This window comes from Burkholderia sp. BCC1640 (genome assembly GCF_902833125.1).
Classification (GTDB): Bacteria; Pseudomonadota; Gammaproteobacteria; order Burkholderiales; family Burkholderiaceae; genus Burkholderia; species Burkholderia diffusa.
On the sequence record NZ_CADFEF010000009.1, the window covers coordinates 151830 to 168414 of the forward strand.

Sequence of the window (16585 nt, forward strand, 5' to 3'; positions counted from 1 at the left end):
CGCGCTCATCGTTCGACCTCCGGCAGCAGGTCGAGCGCCATGTCGAGCGGCACCGGTGTGCCGCGCAGCAGCGCGTCGAACGCCGCCGCTTCGTCGTCGCGCGACGCCGGTGCGAGCGGATCGACCGGTAGCAGCTTGTGACGCACGACCAGGTGCGCGAGCGCGAGGCGCCGGTAATCGGGTGCGAGCTGTGCGCCCTCGCACGCCATCAGCACGGCCGCGCTCGCGTAGTAAAGCGCCGACGCGGCCTGCCGCACGCGCGCGTCGTCGCCTTCCGCCGCGACCCGCGCGAGCGCATCGCACGCGCGCGCGAGAATGCGCCGCAGCGCCGCGCGGCTCGCGTCGGGCAGCGGCGCCGCGCCGAGCCGGTCGCCGAGGAACGTGCGCAGCGCGTCGAGCGCCTGCTCGCGCTGCGCGGCGCGCGCGACGTCGAGCGCGACGATGTTGCTGGTGCCTTCCCAGATCGAGCCGAGATGCGCGTCGCGCACGAGGCGCGCATCGCTCCATTCCTCGATGTAGCCGGTGCCGCCGCGCACCTCCATCGCGTCGCCCGTCACGCGGCGCGCATCGCGGCACGCGCGGAACTTGATCAGCGGCGTCAGGATGCGCACGCAGCGCGCGGCCTGCTCGTCGCCCGCGTCCGCTTGCGGCAGCAGCAGCGCGATCTGCATGAACATCGCGCGCGCGGCCTCGGCGGGCAGCAGCATCTTCATCAACTGACGCTGCATCAGCGGCATCTCGATCAGCTTACGGCCGAACGCGGCGCGATGCGCGGCCACGTGCAGCGACTCGTTCAGCGCGCGCCGCATCAGGCCCGCCGCGCGCACGCCGTTCGACAGCCGCGACATGTTGATCATGTCGGCCATGTGGTGAAAGCCGCGCCCGATCTCGCCGATCAACCAGGCCTGCGCGCCTTCGAGCGCGATCTCGCCGCTCGCCATCGAACGGCTGCCGAGCTTGTCCTTCAGCCGCACGATCCGGTAGCGATTGCGCGTGCCGTCCGGCAGCGTCTTCGGCAGCAGGAACAGCGCGAGGCCCTTGATGCCGTCCGGCGCGCCGTCGGGCCGCGCGAGCACCATCGCCAGGTCGGCGTCCGCGTTCGAGCAGAACCACTTGTCGCCGTACAGGCGCCACACCGCCCCGCCCTGCGCGTCGGTTTCGCGCACCGCGCGCGTCGCGATGCGGCCGACGTCGGAGCCGGCCGCCTGCTCGGTCATGAACATCGCGCCCTGGAACAGCGTGTCGAAATCGCGCGACGCGAGCCTCGGCAGATGGTGTTCGACGAGCGCCGGGTCGCCGAAACGACGCAGCGTACGCGTCAGCGAATCGGTCATGCTGACCGGGCAGCACAACCCGAATTCCGCCTGCACGAACAGGAACGTCAGCGCGTACTTGACGAGTGGCGCCACCGCCTCGGGCTGATGGCTCAGCGCCGCGAGCCCGAGTTCCGAGTAAGCGACCCGTTCGAGCGCGACATACGCGGGATCCTTGTCGATCCGCTGCACGGCTTCGCCGCGCCGGTTGCGATGCTCGAGCACGGGCGGATGCTTGTCCGCGCGCGACGCCCACGCGTCGAGTTCGCCCGACACGCGCGCGCCGAGCGCGTGCAGCTGCGGTTCGAGTTCCGCGTATCGGGTCGCGCCGAGATGCAGTTTCAGCAACGCGCCGAGATCGGGATCGGCCGTGAAGAAGTTGATGCCCCGGCTATCGGGGATGTTGTTGGCCGCGCCGGTGTCCGGCGTGCGAGCGGTGTCGTTCATGCATGCGTCTCCATGGTGGCCCGGCTGCCGGCCGGTGCCCGCGCCGTGGCGGCGCGGCCGGCTGGTGCCAGGCGTTCAGCAGAGCGTAGGCGCGCGATCGATAAGCGTCCAATACAGGATTTATCCGGTACGATAGACGATGCTTATCGATGTCGATGCGGGGGAGGAAACAACATGGAACTGAGGCAGTTGCGCTACTTCGTGGCGGTCGCCGAGGAACTGCATTTCGGGCGCGCGGCGAAGCGCCTGTTCATCTCGCAGCCGGCGCTGAGCTTCGACATCCGCAAGTTCGAGGATGCGCTCGGCGTGCAGCTTTTTTCCCGCACCAACAAGACGGTCGCGCTGACCAACGCGGGCGCGGTGCTGCTCGGCGAAGCGCGCCGGCTGCTGCTGCAGGCGGCGGAGGCAGAGAGGCTCACGGTGCGCTCGGCGTCCGGTCTCGCGGGACGGCTGCGGATCGGCTTCGTCCATTCGATGCTGTATCGCGGGCTGCCCGACGCCGTGCGACGCTTCGAGGCCGACTATCCGGGCGTCGAGATCGTGCTGAGCGAGATGAACACGCAGGCGCAGGTGCAGGCGATCCAGCGCGGCCAGATCGATCTCGGCTACGCGCACTGGGGCCACTGCCCGCCCGAGGTCGAATCGACGCCCGTCTACGCGGAACCGTTCGTGTGCTGCCTGCCGGCCGCGCATCCGCTCGCGCGGCGCCGGCAGGTCGCACTCGCCGCGCTGGCCGCGGAACCGTTCATCCTGTTTCCGCGCGACGCGGCGCCGCACTATCACGACCTGATCATCGCGCAATGCGTAAACGCGGGATTCAGCCCGCTGATCCGTCACGAGGCGCGGCTCTGGCAGACGATCCTGTCGATGATCGAATTCGGGATGGGCATTGCGCTGGTGCCGCGCGTGCTGCAGCAGGTGAAGAGCGACCGGCTCGCGTTCCGGCCGCTGAAGGATGCGTCGCTGGAATCGCGCACGCTGGAGCTGAAGCGCAGCGGCACCGCCGAACCGGTCGCGCTGCGCTTCGCCGACTACGTGCGCGCGTCGATCGACGCGCTGCCCGCGCTCGCGGGCTGAGCCGGCGCGCCGGTACGCCGCGCCGCTACTTCTCCGCTACTTCGCTTCCGGCTGCAGCACCGGCTGCGCGCGCCGATACCACACCGCATACACAACGGACAGCGCGACCAGGAACGGAATGCCGAAGATCAGCGTCATGTGGAATTCGGCCGTGAAGTACGTCGTCACCATCACCGCGAGCATCAGCGCCGCGCCGAGCAGCGTCAGCAGCGGGAAGCCGCGCATCCGGAACGCGGGCGCCGGCAGGCCGAGCGCCGCGCGACGCCGCCGGAAGCAGTAATGCGTGACGAAGATCATCATCCACGTGAACAGCGCGCCGAACATCGACACCGACATCATGATCGTGAACGACGCGTCCGGATACAGCACGCTCAGGACCGTCGCGAGCGCGATGCCGAGCGTCGACAGCATCAGCGCGCCGAACGGCACGCCGCGCGTGTTCACCTCGCCGAGCGCCTTCGGCGCATGACCCGCGCGCGACAGGCTGAACATCATCCGCGTCGTGATGTAGAGCTGGCTGTTCATCGCGGACAGCGCGGCGATCAGCACGACGAAGTTGATCAGCCCGGCCGCGCCCGGCAGGTGGATCGCCTCCATCACCTTCACGAACGGGCTCTCGTCGCGCCCCGCCGCCGTCCACGGCACGATCGCGAGCATCAACGCGAGCGTGACGAGATAGAACAGCACGAGCCGCACGATCGTCGAGCGGAACGCGCGCGTCACCGCGCGCTCGGGATCTTCCGCCTCGCCCGCCGCGACCGCGATCATCTCGATGCTCAGGTAGCTGAAGATCGACACGATCACCGCGACCCACATCCCCCACATCCCCTTCGGGAAGAACCCGCCATGCTCGGTGTAATGGTGGAAGCCCGCGCCGGCCGCGCCGTCGCCGACCAGCGCCGGATTGCCGAACACGACGTACGCGCCCAGCACGATGAAGCCGACGATCGCCGCGATCTTCACGACCGAGAAGCCGTATTCGACCGCGCCGAACACGTCGACGCTGCGCGCGTTGACGAACACGAGCAGCGCCGAGAAGCCGACGATCCACAGCCAGCCCGGCACACCCGGGAACCAGTACTTCATGTACAGCGCGATCGCGGTGACTTCGGTGCCGACCGCGAGCACGATGCACGCCCAGTACGCATAGCGCACGAGGAACCCGGCCCACGGGCTCACGTAATGTTCGGCGTACGCGCCGAACGACCCGGAAGTCGGGTGCGCGACCGTCATTTCCGCGAGACAGCCCATCAGCAGCAGCGAGATGAACGCGCCGATCGCGTAGCTGACGAGCACGCTCGGGCCGGCGAAGCCGATCGCGAACCCGCTGCCGAGAAAGAGACCCGTGCCGATCGCACCGCCGATCGCGATCATCGCCATCTGCCGTGCGGAAAGCGTGCGGCGCAGACCCTGCTCGCGCGCCGCAATGTGCTGAAATTGCCCTTCTGGTTGCATCGAATGACCTCGTTCGAAAACGTGTGTCCGGTCGAAACATCGACGGCGCACGGACCGGTGCCGGACCGCACCGGCCACCGCGCGCCGCGTGCTCAGAACATGTGGCGCAAACCGGCCGCGATACCCGTCTGGTTGCCGCGTCCGGGCATTTCGGTGAACGCGCCGCCGGTCACCCGGTTGTAGTCGACCGTCGCATAGACCTGCGTCGCCTTCGACAGAGCGTACTCGGCCTCGAGCACGCCCGTATAGCGCTTCCCGCCGTTACCTGCGACGCCGTTGACGTTGCGGATGTCGTCGTAGTACGCGACGCCCGTCACCGACACCGCCGGCGTGACCTTCAAGCTCGCGCCGGTATAGAAGATCGCGTCGCGGCGCGGGTTGTCGGCGAACGAACCGTAGGTCACGTCGCGGCCCGGCGCGTTCAGCAGTTGCCGGTCGAGCATGCCCGTGCGGTCGATGCCGCCGAGGTAGCCCGCGTACAGCGTCGCCGCGCCGAACGCGTAGCGTGCGCCCGCGCCCCATGCTTGCTGCGCACGGCTGTTCAGGTCGCGCGCCTGCTGGTAGGTCGCGCCGACCATCAGCCCGCCGAGCGTGTACGACACGTGCGTGCCCCAGTACGCATTCGCGCCGAGGCTGCCCGCGACGCCGCCGAAGCCGTAGCTCGCGCCGACGTTCAGCCCGCCGAACGTGCCGTCGTAGCTGACGACGTTGCTCGCGCGGCCCTGCGTGAGGAAGTACGGCCACATGTTGGCCGTATAGTTGCCGACCGTCAGCGGATCGAGATCGCCGAACAGGTTGAACGCCTCGGTCGCCTGCCGGCCCAGCTTCACGGTTCCCCAGTCGCTCGCCAGGCCGACATACGCGTAGCGGCCGAACAGCGCGCCGTCGAGTTGCCCGTTCTGCGGCTCGAAACCGCTCTCGAGCTGGAAGATGGCCTTCAGCCCGCCGCCGAGCGCTTCGCTGCCCTTCAGGCCCCAGCGGCTGTTGGTGATCGCGCCGTTGGTCATCTGCACGCTCGCGTCGTTCGACGCGTTCGCATGCGTCGTGTAGCGAATGCTCTGGTCGACGATGCCGTACAGCGTCACGCTGCTCTGCGCCATCGCGCCGCTCGCGGCGAGCAGGCCCGCCATCGTCGGTACTGCGAATCGAGTGATACGCCTCATCTTCGTCTCCATCCTTGTCTGAATATTTGATGTTCGTCGGGGGTGTTGATGCTTGTCGTTAATCGTGGGTGCTGCGATCGTCGCGAAGTCGCGTGCCGGCTAGCCGCGTGCCGCCGGCAGCGCGACGTACGCGACGAGTTCGACGCGCATGTCCGGGTGCGCGAAGCCCTGCACGCCCACGCACGTGCGGTTCGGGTACGGTTCGTGAAAGTGGCGCCGGTATTCGGCGTCGAATTCGGGCATCGCCTTCACGTCGGACAGATAGACGAGCACCTGCGCGACGTCGTCCATCGTCGCGCCGGCCGCCGCGACGGCCTTCGCGAGATTGCCGAGCGTGATGCGCGCCTGCTCGGTCATCGTATCGCCGGCGATCGCGCCGGACGCATCGACCGGCCCGTGGCCGGTAAACATCAGCCCGCTCGCGCGGGTCGCCCACGAGAACGGCTGCGCGAGTTGCGGCAAGTCGACCGGGATCGTGTCTGCCATCGTGTCCTCCTTCGGTTCGGGACCGGCCGCTCAGGCGGCCTGGCGCGACGTGCCGCCGAGCACGTCGGCGATCGCGTTCGCGACGTGGTCGACGTTCGCGTCGTTCAGGCCCGCGATGCACATGCGGCCCGAGCGCAGCAGGTAGACGCCGTGCGACGCGCGCAGCCGGTCCACGTCGGTCGCGGCGATGCCCGTGTAGCTGAACATGCCGCGCTGCGTGACGAGCGCATCGAACGCGCTCGCCGGTAGACGCGCGTCGAGCCGCGTCTTCAGCGCGCCGCGCATGCGCTTGATGCGCGTGCGCACCTCGGCCACCTCGTCTTCCCAGCACGCCCGCAGGACGTCGTCGTTCAGCACGGCCGACACGAGCTGCGCGCCGAACAGCGGCGGGCTCGAATAGGTGCGGCGCACGCCGGCCTGCAACTGGCTCAGCACCGTCGCCGCTTCGCCCGCGCTCGCGCAGACGATCGACAGGCCGCCCACGCGCTCGCCGTACAGCGAGAAGTTCTTCGAGAACGAGTTGCTGACGATCGCCGGCAGTCCCGCTTCGACGATCGCGCGCACGGCCCATGCGTCGTCGTCGAGCCCGTCGCCGAAGCCCTGGTACGCCATGTCGAGGAACGGAATCAGCCCGCGGCGCGCGAGCACGTCGATCACCGCGCGCCATGCGTCGCGGCCGAGGTCGAGGCCCGTCGGGTTGTGACAGCACGGCTGCAGCAGCACGATGCTGCGCGCGGGCAGCGCGTCGAGCGCCGCGAGCATCGCGTCGACGCGCAGGTCGTTGCGCGCTTCGTCGTAGTACGGATACGTGTGCACGTCGAGGCCGGCCGCCGCGAAGATCACGCGATGGTTGTCCCACGTCGGATCGCTGATCCAGATCGCGCTGTCGGGGAAATAGCGCTTCACGAACTCCGCGCCGAGCCGCAGCGCGCCCGAGCCGCCGAGCGTCTGCAGCGTCGCGATACGCCCTTGCGCGAGCGCCGCGCAGTCGGTGCCGAATACGAGGCGCTGCACGCCCTGCCGATACGCGGCGAGCCCTTCCATCGGCAGATACGTATGCGGCGCGCCGGCTTCGCGCACGCGCTCGGCCGCGAGACGCGTGCTCTCCAGCACGGGGATGCGGCCCGCTTCGTCGTAGTAGAGACCGATGCTGAGGTTGACCTTGTGCGGATGGGCATCCTGCTGGAACGCCTGGAACAGCGACAGGATCGGGTCGCCCGGATAGGCGGGAATGTGTTCGTACATGGCGGAATGACGCTGGAAGTTGAAGGCGGCAAGTCGGCCGGCGGCGTGACAGCGCGTCAGGCCGTGCGGTCGAGGCATGGGGCGCATGTTATCGAGGACGAAATAGAATGAGCTTCACTTTTCGATGACGAATCGCCGCCATTGCAGTAGAGTCTGCGCTTGTCATCTCAAAAAATATGGGATTCTGCGAAATGAATCTGGATCGAACCGACATGCGGATCCTCCGGCATCTCGAGCGGGACGGACGCATCAGCAATCAGGACCTCGCGAATGCGGTCGCGCTGTCGCCGTCGGCGTGCCTGCGGCGCGTGAAGCTGCTCGAGGAACGCGGCGCCATTTCGGGCTACCGCTGCACGATCGATCCGAAGAAGGTCGGCGTCGCATTCGAGGCGCTCGTGCACGTGTCGATGCGGCCGGACGTGCCCGAATGGCACGACCGGTTCGTGGAGGCGATCCAGCAGTGGCCGGAAGTCATCGCCGCGCAGATCGTGACCGGCGGCTCGAACTACGTGCTGACGGTGCGGGCGCGCGATCTCGACCACTATTCCGACTTCGTGATCAACCGCCTGCACCGCGCGACGGGCGTGATGTCGATCAATTCGAGCATCGTGCTCGCGACGCTCAAGCGCGACGGCTCGATCCTCGATCTCGTCGAGCCGTCGACGGCCGGCTGACGAATCTTTTGCACCGGCTGAAAAATATTTGAAGAAAGTGCTTTACGAACCCGAAAAGCTCTGACATAATTTCAGCTTCTTTGGGCGGTTAGCTCAGCGGTAGAGCACTGCCTTCACACGGCAGGGGTCACTGGTTCGATCCCAGTACCGCCCACCAAAGAATTCAAGGGCCTGCGTCTCACGACGCAGGCCCTTTTCGTTTTGCGGCCGCCTTTCTGCTGCGGCCCGTCTCCCCTGCACGCTTCCTTGCGCTCGCGAACCCGTTCGACGGGCAACGACGCTCCGACCACATGCAATCGCAGCGCCGCGACGACTGACTACCCTGCCCGCCCCACCCGCTCCGCCGTCGCATCGAACGCGCGCTTCGCCTTGTCGACGATCTCGTCGACCTCCGCCTCCCTGATCACCAGCGGCGGCGACAGCAGCATCCGGTCGCCGGTCGCGCGCATGATCAGATTCCCGTTGACGCAGAAGTCGCGGCAGATGGTGCCGATATCGACGCTGGCGTCGAACCGCTCGCGCCGCGCGCGATCGCCCGCGAGCTGGACACCCGCGACCAGTCCCGCCCCGGCGATCTCGCCGACGATCGGATGATCGCCGAGCGCTTCCCGCAACCGACGCTGGAAATACGGCCCGATGTCGCGCTTCACGCGCTCGACGATCCCCTCGTCGCGCAGCAGCTTCAGGTTCGCGACCGCCACCGCCGCCGCGACCGGATGGCCCGAGTACGTGAGGCCGTGATTGAATTCGCCGTTGTCGATGATCGGCCGCGCGATGCGTTCGTGGATGCCCACCGCGCCCATCGGCACGTAGCCCGACGTCAGGCCCTTCGCCATCGTGATCAGGTCCGGCTCGAAGCCGAAGTGCTGATGCGCGAACCATTCGCCGGTGCGGCCGAAGCCGCCGATCACTTCGTCGGCGACGAGCAGGATGTCGTACTTGCGGCAGATCCGCTGGATTTCCGGCCAGTAGGTCGACGGCGGGAAGATCACGCCGCCCGCCCCCTGGAACGGCTCGCCGATGAACGCGGCGACGTTCTCCGCGCCGAGTTCGAGGATCTTCGCCTCGAGCTGCTGCGCGCGTGCGAGGCCGAAGGCTTCGGGCGTCTCGCCGGCCTGCGCTTCGCCGAAGAAATACGGCTGGTCGATGTGCACGATGTTCTCGACCTTCGACGGCATCTGCTCGTGCATGTAGCCCATCCCGCCGAGCGTGCCGCCCGCGATCGTCGAGCCGTGGTAGCCGTTCTTGCGCGAGATCACGACCTTCTTCTGCGGCTTGCCCTGCACACGCCAGTACTGATGCACGAGACGTAGCACCGTGTCGTTGCCTTCCGAGCCGCTGTTGCAATAGAAGAAGTGGTTGAAGCCCGCAGGCGTGACTTCGGCGAGCATCGCCGACAGTTCGATCACCGGCGGGTGCGTCGTCTTGAAGAACGTGTTGTAGAACGGCAATTCCTGGAGCTGGCGATACGCGGCGTCGGCGAGTTCCTTGCGGCCGTAGCCGACGTTCACGCACCAGAGGCCGGCCATGCCGTCGATGACCTTGTTGCCGTCCGAGTCCCACAAGTAGACGCCGTCGGCCTTCACGATCACGCGGCTGCCCGCGCGGTTGAGCGCGCCCATGTCGGAGAACGGGTGGATGTGGTGCGCGGCGTCGAGCGCGCGGTATTCGGCGGTCGAGCGCGCGGCGACGGCTTCGCTTCGTTCTGTCATGTTGCCTCCGCAGGTCGGTGCCGCACGCTCACACGTGCAGCAGGAGATGGCGGCGTTCCCACGAGCTGATCACGCGGAAAAACGCTTCGTATTCGGTTTCCTTCAGCGCCAGATACGCCTTCACAAACTTGTTGCCGAGAATGTCGGCGAGCGGCGCACACGCGGCCATCAGCGAGATGCCCTCCTCGAGATTGCGCGGCAACTGGTACGGCAGGTCGTAGCCGTCGGACGCGATCGGTTCGGTCGGCGCGAGCTGCTGCGTCAGACCGAGATATCCGGCCGCGAGCGTCGCCGCGAATGCGAGGTACGGATTGCAGTCGACGCCCGGAATCCGGTTCTCGATGCGCCGCGCGACCGGCGTGGACTGCGGGATGCGAAAGCCGACGGTGCGGTTGTCGTAGCCCCACTGCACGTTGATCGGCGCGGCCATGAAGCGCGACAGCCGGCGATACGAGTTGATGTACGGCGCGAAGATCGGCATCAATGCGGGCGTGTATTTCTGCAGCCCCGCGAGATAGCTGTGGAACATCGGCGAGACGACGCCGCCCTCGTCGGCGAACAGGTTGTGGCCGGTGCGCGCATCGGCGAGGCTCTGGTGGATATGCATCGCGGAGCCCGGCTCGTTTTCCATCGGCTTGGCCATGAACGTCGCGTACATGTTGTGACGCAGCGCGGCCTCGCGCACCGTGCGCTTGAACAGGAACACCTGGTCGGCGAGCGACAGCGCGTCGCCGTGCACGAAGTTGATCTCCATCTGCGCGGCGCCGACCTCGTGAATCAGCGTCTCGATGTCGAGGCCCTGCATTTCGCAGTATTCGTAGATGTCCTCGAACAGCGGATCGAACTCGTTGACGGCCTCGATCGAATACGACTGACGCCCCGTCTCCGCGCGGCCCGTGCGGCCGACCGGCGGACGCAACGGCAGGTCCGGGTCGGCGTTCATGTCGACCAGATAGAACTCGAGTTCGGGCGCGACGACCGGCTTCCACCCCTTCGCCTTGTACAGGTCGAGCACGCGGCGCAGCACGTAGCGCGGCGAAATCTCGACCGGCGAGCCGTCGAAATGCACGCAATCGTGAATCACCTGCGCGGTCGGATCGACGGCCCACGGAATCAGGCAGATCGTCGACGGATCGGGCACGCACACCATGTCGGGATCGGTCACGCCGGTCAGCGAGCCGTCTTCCGGATAGTCGCCGGTGACGGTCTGCACCATCACCGCCTGCGGCAGGCGCATCGATTCGCCGGACTCGAACTTGTTGCGCGGAATGATCTTGCCGCGCGCGATGCCGGCCATGTCGGGAATGATCGCCTCGACTTCGGTGATGCGGTGCTGACGCAGGAATTCGCTCAGTTCGGGTTGCATGATCGGCCTCGTTCAGTCGATGTCGGATGCGGCCGGCGACGGCATGGTGCCGCCGGCCGCATGAATACGGTGTGTCATGCGTGCGCGGCACGCCGCGCCGAATGCCGCGAAGATGTCGCGCGACAGCGGCTGTTCCGCGAAGCGCCATTCCGGATGCCACTGCACGCCGAGCGCGAACGCGCGCGCGCCGCGCACGCTGACGGCCTCGATCAGCCCGTCGGGCGCGCTCGCTTCGACCGCGAGCCCCGCACCAAGCCGCGCGATGCCCTGGTCGTGCAGTGAATTGACCATCGCGTCATGCGCGCCGCGCGCGACCCGTTGCAGCACGCCGCCCGGCGCGAGCTGCACGCAGTGCGCGGGGCCGTACTGCCGCTCGAGCGGATCGCCGTCGCGCTCGCGATGATCGTGGAAGCCCGCGCTCGCATGCAGCCGCTGATGCAGCGTGCCGCCATACGCGACGTTCAGCTCCTGCATGCCGCGGCAGATCGCGAGCACGGGCACGCCCGCGTCGATCGCCGCGCGGATCAGCGGCAGCGCGGTCGCATCGCGCGCGGGATCGTGCAGCGTGTCGGGCATGCTCGCCGGGCCGCCGTAGTGATGCGGCTCGACGTTCGAATAGCTGCCGGTCAGCAGCAGCCCGTCGATGGACGCGACGATCGCGTCGACCGGCTGGCGTGTGCCGAGCGCGGGCAGCACGAAGGCGAGCGCGCCGGCACCGTCGACCAGCGCGACGAGATACTTCTCGCCGGCCGTGTGGTTCGGATGGGCGCCGCGCATCACGCGGTCGGCGGTGACGGCTACGAGCGGGCGCGGTCGCATGATCGCCTCCAGGATGAACGTGCGACGCGGGCATCCGCGCGGGGCGATGGCCACGCGCGGTCGCGCCGCACGCGCCCATGCGCGATCCTGCCGGGCGAACGGCGCGGCAACGGACGGTGCGACCCGATGCGAAAGCGGAAACGGACGCTAGGGCAACAATGAAGCGCTGCCGTCGCACTGCACCGCGCTGAACACGTGCGCGGTCACGAGGTTGAAGCGGCGCAGGCCGCGATGGGACACAGCGAAGAGACGAGGCTCGCGTATGAGGGCGGCGCGCGTGCCGCGATCAGCATGCCGGATCGGCCCGGCCTGAGGCGACGCGCCCGCCGACGGACTTCGGGTCCGGCATATCGAAGGGCTGGCGGCTTTCACGATCGTACTCGACTGACTGGTGAAGACAGGACACGTGTCGCGATGAAGCGGAGGCGGCAATGCCGCGCGGCGACACGTCGGCAAGGTGTTTCGCAACGAATTCCGGCGCGATGCGGCGCTGATCGACGCCGTCGCGGCCGGCGCGCGTGACGACTTCCTGACATTCAGCTTATATCACCTAAAAATTGCGTCAAATTTTCAGGTATCGATCCCGACATCGATCAGACGAAAAAAAACGGCATCGACCCGACCGGTCGATGCCGTTTTGTGCGCTGCGTCGGCGCGTGCAGTGCCCGCTGACAGGCCGTGACGCGAGGCGACACCGCGCCGCCGCACGCCACGCGCGCCGGCGGCTCAGCGATGCGCGAGGGCTGTTTCGACAAGCGTCTGCAGCAGCGGCACGATCCGCGCGGCACGCGCTTCGTCGTACGCGTACGGACGCGTCTCTTCCATGTAGGTGATCTGCGACAGTTCGAGCTGCACGGCTTCGACGCCGGTGGCGGGCACGCCGTAATGACGCGTGATGTAACCGCCCTTGAAACGCCCGTTCGCGACGGCCGTATAGCCGCCGTGCGCGCTCACGCATGCCGCCAGCGCCTCGGCGAGGCCGGGCGCGGCGCTCGCGCCGCCCGACGTACCGAAGTTGAAGTCCGGCAGGCGGCCTTCGAAGAAGCGCGGCACGTGCGAGCGGATCGAATGCGCTTCCCACACGAGCACGCGGCCGTGCTCGCGCTTCAGGCGCGCGATCTCGCCTTGCAGCGCGTCGTGATACGGGCGCCAGTAGCGGTCGCGACGGCGCATGATCTCGTCGTTGCCGGGCAGCGCGTTCGCCCGATACAGCGGCGCCTTGTCGAACGTGTCGACCGGCACGAGCCCGGTCGTGTCCTGCCCCGGGTACAGGTTCTCGTTGTCGGGCGGACGGTTCAGGTCGACGACGTAACGCGCGTGCGACGGCACGAGGATCGACGCGCCGAGCGTCGCCGCGAACCCGTACAGCCGCTCGAGGTGCCAGTCGCAATCGTCGACGAAGCGCGCATCGGGCGTCATCGTCGCGGCGATGTCGTCGGGAATGTGGGTGCCAGCGTGCGGAATCGAGATCAGCAGCGGCAGCGTGCCCTGCTTCAGCGTGAAAACAGCCGGTTGTTCAGTCATGTCGCATCACCGTAAGAGTCTGCCGGCGCGCGCACGCGGCGCGCCGGGTGCCGCGCGTTCAGCGCAGCAGTTGCGCCAGCGCGGCGCGGTAGTCGGCATACGCGACGGCTTCGTCGCGATGGCGGCGCCCGCTCACGACGCGTTCGCCGCCGGTGTAGACGTCGAGCACCGGCGTGTCGCCATGCTCGGCGAACACCGCGCCCGACAGCCACGCCGTGCTGTCGTGTTCGGCGATCGCCGGATGATCGGGATCGAGCACGAGCCAGTCGGCGCGGCAGCCTTCACGCAGTGCGCCGATGCGCCGCCCGCTGGCCTGCGCGCCGCCCGCGAGCGACGCGTCGAACAGCCGGTCGGCGACATGCGCCTGCGTGTCGCTCGCGAGCACGTTGCGCGCGCGATGCACGAGCCGCTGCCCGTATTCGAGCAGACGCAGCTCCGAGCGCCAGTCGACCGACGCATGGCTGTCCGAGCCGACGCCGATCACGCCGCCCTGCGCGAGATAGTCGACGGCCGGGAACACGCCGTCGCCGAGGTTCGCCTCGGTGGTCAGGCACAGGCCGGCCACCGCGCGACGCTTCGCGAGCGCGGCCGTTTCGGCCGCATCGACGTGCGTCGCGTGCACGAGGCACCAGCGCGCATCGACGTCGAAGCGATCGAGCAGCCACTGCACGGGACGCGTGCCGTAAGCACGCACGCAATCGTCGACTTCAGCCGTCTGTTCGGCGATATGGATATGCACGGGCGCGTCGTCGGGCAGGCCGTCGAGCAGCGCGCGCAATCCGCTCTCGGACACCGCGCGCAGCGAGTGCGGCGCGACGCCGTAGCGCAGTCCGCCATGCTCGGGCGCGACGCGGCGCATCGCGTCTAGCAGTTCGAGCAGCCCGTCCGGCGTGTTGATGAAGCGGCGCTGGTCGTCGCGCGGCGGCTTGTTGCCGAAGCCGGCGAACTGGTACGACACGGGCAGCATCGTGATGCCGATGCCGGCCGAGCGGGCCGCGTCGATCACGCGCGTGCCGAGTTCCGCGATCTGCGGATAGCGCGAGCCGTCCTGCGCGTGATGCACGTAGTGGAATTCGCACACCGACGTGTAGCCGCACTTCAGCATCTCGACGTACAGCCAGCGCGCGATCGCCGCGAGCGCGTCGGGCGTGATCTTCAGCGCGAAACGGTACATCAGGTCGCGCCAGCTCCAGAAGCTGTCGGCGGGATTCGCGCGGTATTCGGTGAGCCCCGCCATCGCACGCTGGAACGCGTGCGAATGCAGGTTCGGCATGCCGGGCAGCACGGGTCCCGCCGCGCGCGCGACGCCGGCCGGCGCGTCGGCATCGGGCGTCACGTCGGTCAGCGTGCCGGCCGCGTCCCAGCGCAGCAGCACGTTGCGGCGCCAGCCATCGGGCAGCCGGGCATGGTCCGCGAACAGCGTCATTTCGGTCATCGTGAGTCTCGTCTGTTGCAAGGCTGGCCGTTGATCCGGCGAAACACCGTCGTACCGCCGCGCACGACCTGCTCGCACAGCGGCCGGCCGATCCAGTAAGCAAGCTCCGACAGCGAGCCGACCGACCAGGCCGCGAAATCGGCCTGGCGACCGATCTCGAGCGCGCCGTGACGATCCGCGCGGCCGAGCGCCGCGGCCGCATGGCGCGTCACGCCCTGCAGCACCTCGGGCACCGTCATGCGGAACAGCGTGCAGCCCATGTTCATCGTCAGCAGCAGCGATTCGAGCGGCGACGTGCCGGGGTTGTGATCGGTCGCGAGCGCGATCGGCACGCCGTGCTTGCGCAGCAGCTCGATCGGCGGCAATTGCGTTTCGCGAATGAAGTAATACGCGCCGGGTAACAGCACGGCGACCGTGCCGGCCGCCTTCATTGCCTCGATGCCGGCTTCGTCGAGAAATTCGAGGTGGTCGGCGGACAGCGCGCGATACCGCGCGGCAAGCGCGGTGCCGCCCGCGTTCGACAACTGCTCCGCGTGCAGCTTCACCGGCAGGCCGCGCCGCGTCGCGGCCTCGAACACGCGCTCGGTCTGCGCGAGCGAGAAGCCGATGCGCTCGCAAAATACGTCGACCGCGTCGACGAGGCCTTCGTCGGCGAGCGCCGGCAGCATCCGTCCGCACACTTCGTCGATGTAGTCATCCGCGCGGCCCGCGTATTCCGGCGGCAGCGCGTGCGCGCCGAGGAACGTGGTGTACACCGTGACCGGAAAGCGCTCGCCGAGCTGGCGCGCGACGCGCAGCATCTTGCGCTCGCTCGCGAGGTCGAGCCCGTAGCCCGACTTGATCTCGATCGCGGTCACGCCTTCGGCGAGCAGCGGCTGTAGGCGTGCGGCCGCCTGCACGAACAGCGTCGTCTCGTCGGCCGCGCGCGTCGCGCGCACCGTCGACACGATCCCGCCACCCTGCCGCGCGATCTCCTCGTAGCTGACGCCGGCGAGGCGCTGCGCGAACTCGTCGGCGCGCGTGCCGCCGTACACGAGGTGCGTATGGCAGTCGACGAGGCCCGGCGTCACCCACGCGCCGTGCAGGTCTTCCCGCCGCCAGTGCGCATAACCGTGCGGCAGCGCGGAAAACGCGCCGAGCCACACGATCGTGCCGGTTTCGTCGACGGCGATCGCCGCATCGTCGATCGTTTCGTCGGGATGGCCGTGCGGACACAGCCTCAGGTGATGCCAGACAATCGGTTTCATGCGTTCAGTCTCGTTCGCCGACGGCGAGCGACACGGCGAGCAGCGCGCCGCCTCCGCTCACGACGACGTCAAACGCACGCCGCGGCCCGTCGAGCCGCAGCGTGTCCATTTCCTGCAGTGCATAGTGCGCGCCGTCGATGTCGATGTCGATGCCGACGGCGCCGGTCGCGCAGAACAGCAGCACGGTATCGGCGCGCTCGACGCGGTGCGTGCCTTCGGGCCACACATCGACCGTCCCGCGCGCGGCCGAACGGCGCGTCATCAGGTTGAAGTCGCGCGTGGCGCCGTCGTGCAGCGTCGCGTCGATCGCCGTTTCGCCGGCGAAATCCGCGCGGGCGAGCGGCGCGTCGAGCACGTGGCGCGCGCCGCCCGCTTCCGCGAGCGTCATGCCCGCACCGGACAGCAACACGAGCGTGCGGTCGATGCCGTCGAAACGCGAGAACGGCCCGGCCGCGCCGACGTCCGCGACGCTCACGCGCCAGGCGAACGCGTCGAGCGCGGCGCCCGGCGGAAACGCGCCGATTTCGCGCGTCACGCCGCCGCCGTTCTTCCACGGCGTCGCAACGAGATCCGCCGCGCGGATCATCGTTGCGTGCACCGGCGCCTGATCGAGCGCCGTCAT

General features: G+C 68.4%; 15 protein-coding genes and 1 tRNA gene. 4 read left to right on the forward strand and 12 right to left on the reverse strand.

What is annotated here, in order from left to right; translation table 11 throughout:
* Positions 1–5: 5 nt before the first annotated feature.
* A complete protein-coding gene (locus HWX25_RS12660) occupies positions 6–1760 on the reverse strand; it encodes an acyl-CoA dehydrogenase family protein (protein ID WP_175908686.1) in 1755 nt (584 codons plus the stop codon).
* Positions 1761–1934: 174 nt separating this feature from the next.
* Between HWX25_RS12660 and HWX25_RS12665 the strand changes: the two genes are divergently transcribed.
* Entirely contained in the window at positions 1935–2837 is a 903-nt protein-coding gene (locus tag HWX25_RS12665; protein WP_059817870.1) for a LysR family transcriptional regulator, read from the forward strand.
* Between the two features lie 36 nt (positions 2838–2873).
* Here HWX25_RS12665 and HWX25_RS12670 read toward each other — a convergent pair whose 3' ends face one another.
* The 4 genes from HWX25_RS12670 to HWX25_RS12685 form a co-directional block, all read right to left on the reverse strand.
* The gene (locus HWX25_RS12670; RefSeq protein ID WP_059535908.1) at positions 2874–4292 is read right to left on the reverse strand and encodes an amino acid permease; all 1419 of its coding nucleotides are present in this window, start codon (positions 4290–4292) and stop codon (positions 2874–2876) included.
* A gap of 92 nt (positions 4293–4384) precedes the next feature.
* Positions 4385–5422, reverse strand: a complete 1038-nt coding sequence (locus HWX25_RS12675) for a porin (protein WP_175908723.1) — start codon at positions 5420–5422, stop codon at positions 4385–4387.
* A 132-nt stretch (positions 5423–5554) separates the two neighbouring features.
* On the reverse strand, positions 5555–5941 hold the full coding sequence (locus HWX25_RS12680; RefSeq protein ID WP_059535912.1) for a RidA family protein: 387 nt from the start codon (positions 5939–5941) through the stop codon (positions 5555–5557).
* 30 nt (positions 5942–5971) lie between these two features.
* A complete protein-coding gene (locus tag HWX25_RS12685; protein ID WP_175908724.1) occupies positions 5972–7186 on the reverse strand; it encodes an amino acid aminotransferase in 1215 nt (404 codons plus the stop codon).
* 191 nt (positions 7187–7377) lie between these two features.
* Between HWX25_RS12685 and HWX25_RS12690 the strand changes: the two genes are divergently transcribed.
* Together HWX25_RS12690 and HWX25_RS12695 are read left to right on the forward strand one after the other, a co-directional pair.
* Positions 7378–7860 carry an Lrp/AsnC family transcriptional regulator gene (locus HWX25_RS12690; protein WP_059535916.1) on the forward strand — a complete coding sequence of 161 codons (483 nt, stop codon included), beginning with the start codon at positions 7378–7380 and terminating at the stop codon, positions 7858–7860.
* A gap of 82 nt (positions 7861–7942) precedes the next feature.
* Positions 7943–8017 (forward strand) — tRNA-Val (locus HWX25_RS12695).
* A gap of 160 nt (positions 8018–8177) precedes the next feature.
* Here HWX25_RS12695 and HWX25_RS12700 read toward each other — a convergent pair.
* From HWX25_RS12700 to HWX25_RS12710, 3 genes are read right to left on the reverse strand one after another with little or no spacing between them, the layout of a single operon-like run.
* The gene (locus HWX25_RS12700) at positions 8178–9572 is read right to left on the reverse strand and encodes an aspartate aminotransferase family protein (protein WP_175908687.1); all 1395 of its coding nucleotides are present in this window, start codon (positions 9570–9572) and stop codon (positions 8178–8180) included.
* A 28-nt stretch (positions 9573–9600) separates the two neighbouring features.
* A complete protein-coding gene (locus tag HWX25_RS12705; protein WP_059689197.1) occupies positions 9601–10938 on the reverse strand; it encodes a glutamine synthetase family protein in 1338 nt (445 codons plus the stop codon).
* A 12-nt stretch (positions 10939–10950) separates the two neighbouring features.
* A complete protein-coding gene (locus tag HWX25_RS12710; protein WP_175908688.1) occupies positions 10951–11757 on the reverse strand; it encodes a gamma-glutamyl-gamma-aminobutyrate hydrolase family protein in 807 nt (268 codons plus the stop codon).
* Positions 11758–12214: 457 nt separating this feature from the next.
* Here HWX25_RS12710 and HWX25_RS12715 point away from each other — a divergent pair, with 457 nt between their 5' ends.
* Positions 12215–12439: a hypothetical protein gene (locus HWX25_RS12715; RefSeq protein WP_175908689.1), complete on the forward strand. Its 225-nt coding sequence runs from the start codon at positions 12215–12217 to the stop codon at positions 12437–12439.
* A gap of 44 nt (positions 12440–12483) precedes the next feature.
* On the opposite strand, the gene hutG is transcribed toward HWX25_RS12715, so the two are convergent.
* Genes hutG through HWX25_RS12735 form a run of 4 tightly spaced genes read right to left on the reverse strand, consistent with a single transcriptional unit; the run spans position 12484 to position 16585 of the window.
* Positions 12484–13281: an N-formylglutamate deformylase gene (gene hutG, locus HWX25_RS12720; protein ID WP_175908690.1), complete on the reverse strand. Its 798-nt coding sequence runs from the start codon at positions 13279–13281 to the stop codon at positions 12484–12486.
* A gap of 58 nt (positions 13282–13339) precedes the next feature.
* Positions 13340–14716 carry a formimidoylglutamate deiminase gene (locus tag HWX25_RS12725; RefSeq protein ID WP_175908691.1) on the reverse strand — a complete coding sequence of 459 codons (1377 nt, stop codon included), beginning with the start codon at positions 14714–14716 and terminating at the stop codon, positions 13340–13342.
* A complete protein-coding gene (gene hutI, locus HWX25_RS12730; protein ID WP_175908692.1) occupies positions 14713–15963 on the reverse strand; it encodes an imidazolonepropionase in 1251 nt (416 codons plus the stop codon). Before hutI ends, HWX25_RS12725 begins: the two co-directional genes overlap by 4 nt.
* A gap of 4 nt (positions 15964–15967) precedes the next feature.
* Positions 15968–16585 carry a HutD family protein gene (locus tag HWX25_RS12735; RefSeq protein WP_059817888.1) on the reverse strand — a complete coding sequence of 206 codons (618 nt, stop codon included), beginning with the start codon at positions 16583–16585 and terminating at the stop codon, positions 15968–15970.

Coding starts and splice junctions, on each gene's coding strand:
- HWX25_RS12660 (WP_175908686.1), bottom strand. CDS start 1,760: ATGAACGACACCGCTCGCACGCCGGACACCGGCGCGGCCAACAACATC.
- HWX25_RS12665 (WP_059817870.1), top strand. CDS start 1,935: ATGGAACTGAGGCAGTTGCGCTACTTCGTGGCGGTCGCCGAGGAACTG.
- HWX25_RS12670 (WP_059535908.1), bottom strand. CDS start 4,292: ATGCAACCAGAAGGGCAATTTCAGCACATTGCGGCGCGCGAGCAGGGT.
- HWX25_RS12675 (WP_175908723.1), bottom strand. CDS start 5,422: ATGGCGGGCCTGCTCGCCGCGAGCGGCGCGATGGCGCAGAGCAGCGTG.
- HWX25_RS12680 (WP_059535912.1), bottom strand. CDS start 5,941: ATGGCAGACACGATCCCGGTCGACTTGCCGCAACTCGCGCAGCCGTTC.
- HWX25_RS12685 (WP_175908724.1), bottom strand. CDS start 7,186: ATGTACGAACACATTCCCGCCTATCCGGGCGACCCGATCCTGTCGCTG.
- HWX25_RS12690 (WP_059535916.1), top strand. CDS start 7,378: ATGAATCTGGATCGAACCGACATGCGGATCCTCCGGCATCTCGAGCGG.
- HWX25_RS12700 (WP_175908687.1), bottom strand. CDS start 9,572: ATGACAGAACGAAGCGAAGCCGTCGCCGCGCGCTCGACCGCCGAATAC.
- HWX25_RS12705 (WP_059689197.1), bottom strand. CDS start 10,938: ATGCAACCCGAACTGAGCGAATTCCTGCGTCAGCACCGCATCACCGAA.
- HWX25_RS12710 (WP_175908688.1), bottom strand. CDS start 11,757: ATGCGACCGCGCCCGCTCGTAGCCGTCACCGCCGACCGCGTGATGCGC.
- hutG (WP_175908690.1), bottom strand. CDS start 13,281: ATGACTGAACAACCGGCTGTTTTCACGCTGAAGCAGGGCACGCTGCCG.
- HWX25_RS12725 (WP_175908691.1), bottom strand. CDS start 14,716: ATGACCGAAATGACGCTGTTCGCGGACCATGCCCGGCTGCCCGATGGC.
- hutI (WP_175908692.1), bottom strand. CDS start 15,963: ATGAAACCGATTGTCTGGCATCACCTGAGGCTGTGTCCGCACGGCCAT.
- HWX25_RS12735 (WP_059817888.1), bottom strand. CDS start 16,585: ATGACGGCGCTCGATCAGGCGCCGGTGCACGCAACGATGATCCGCGCG.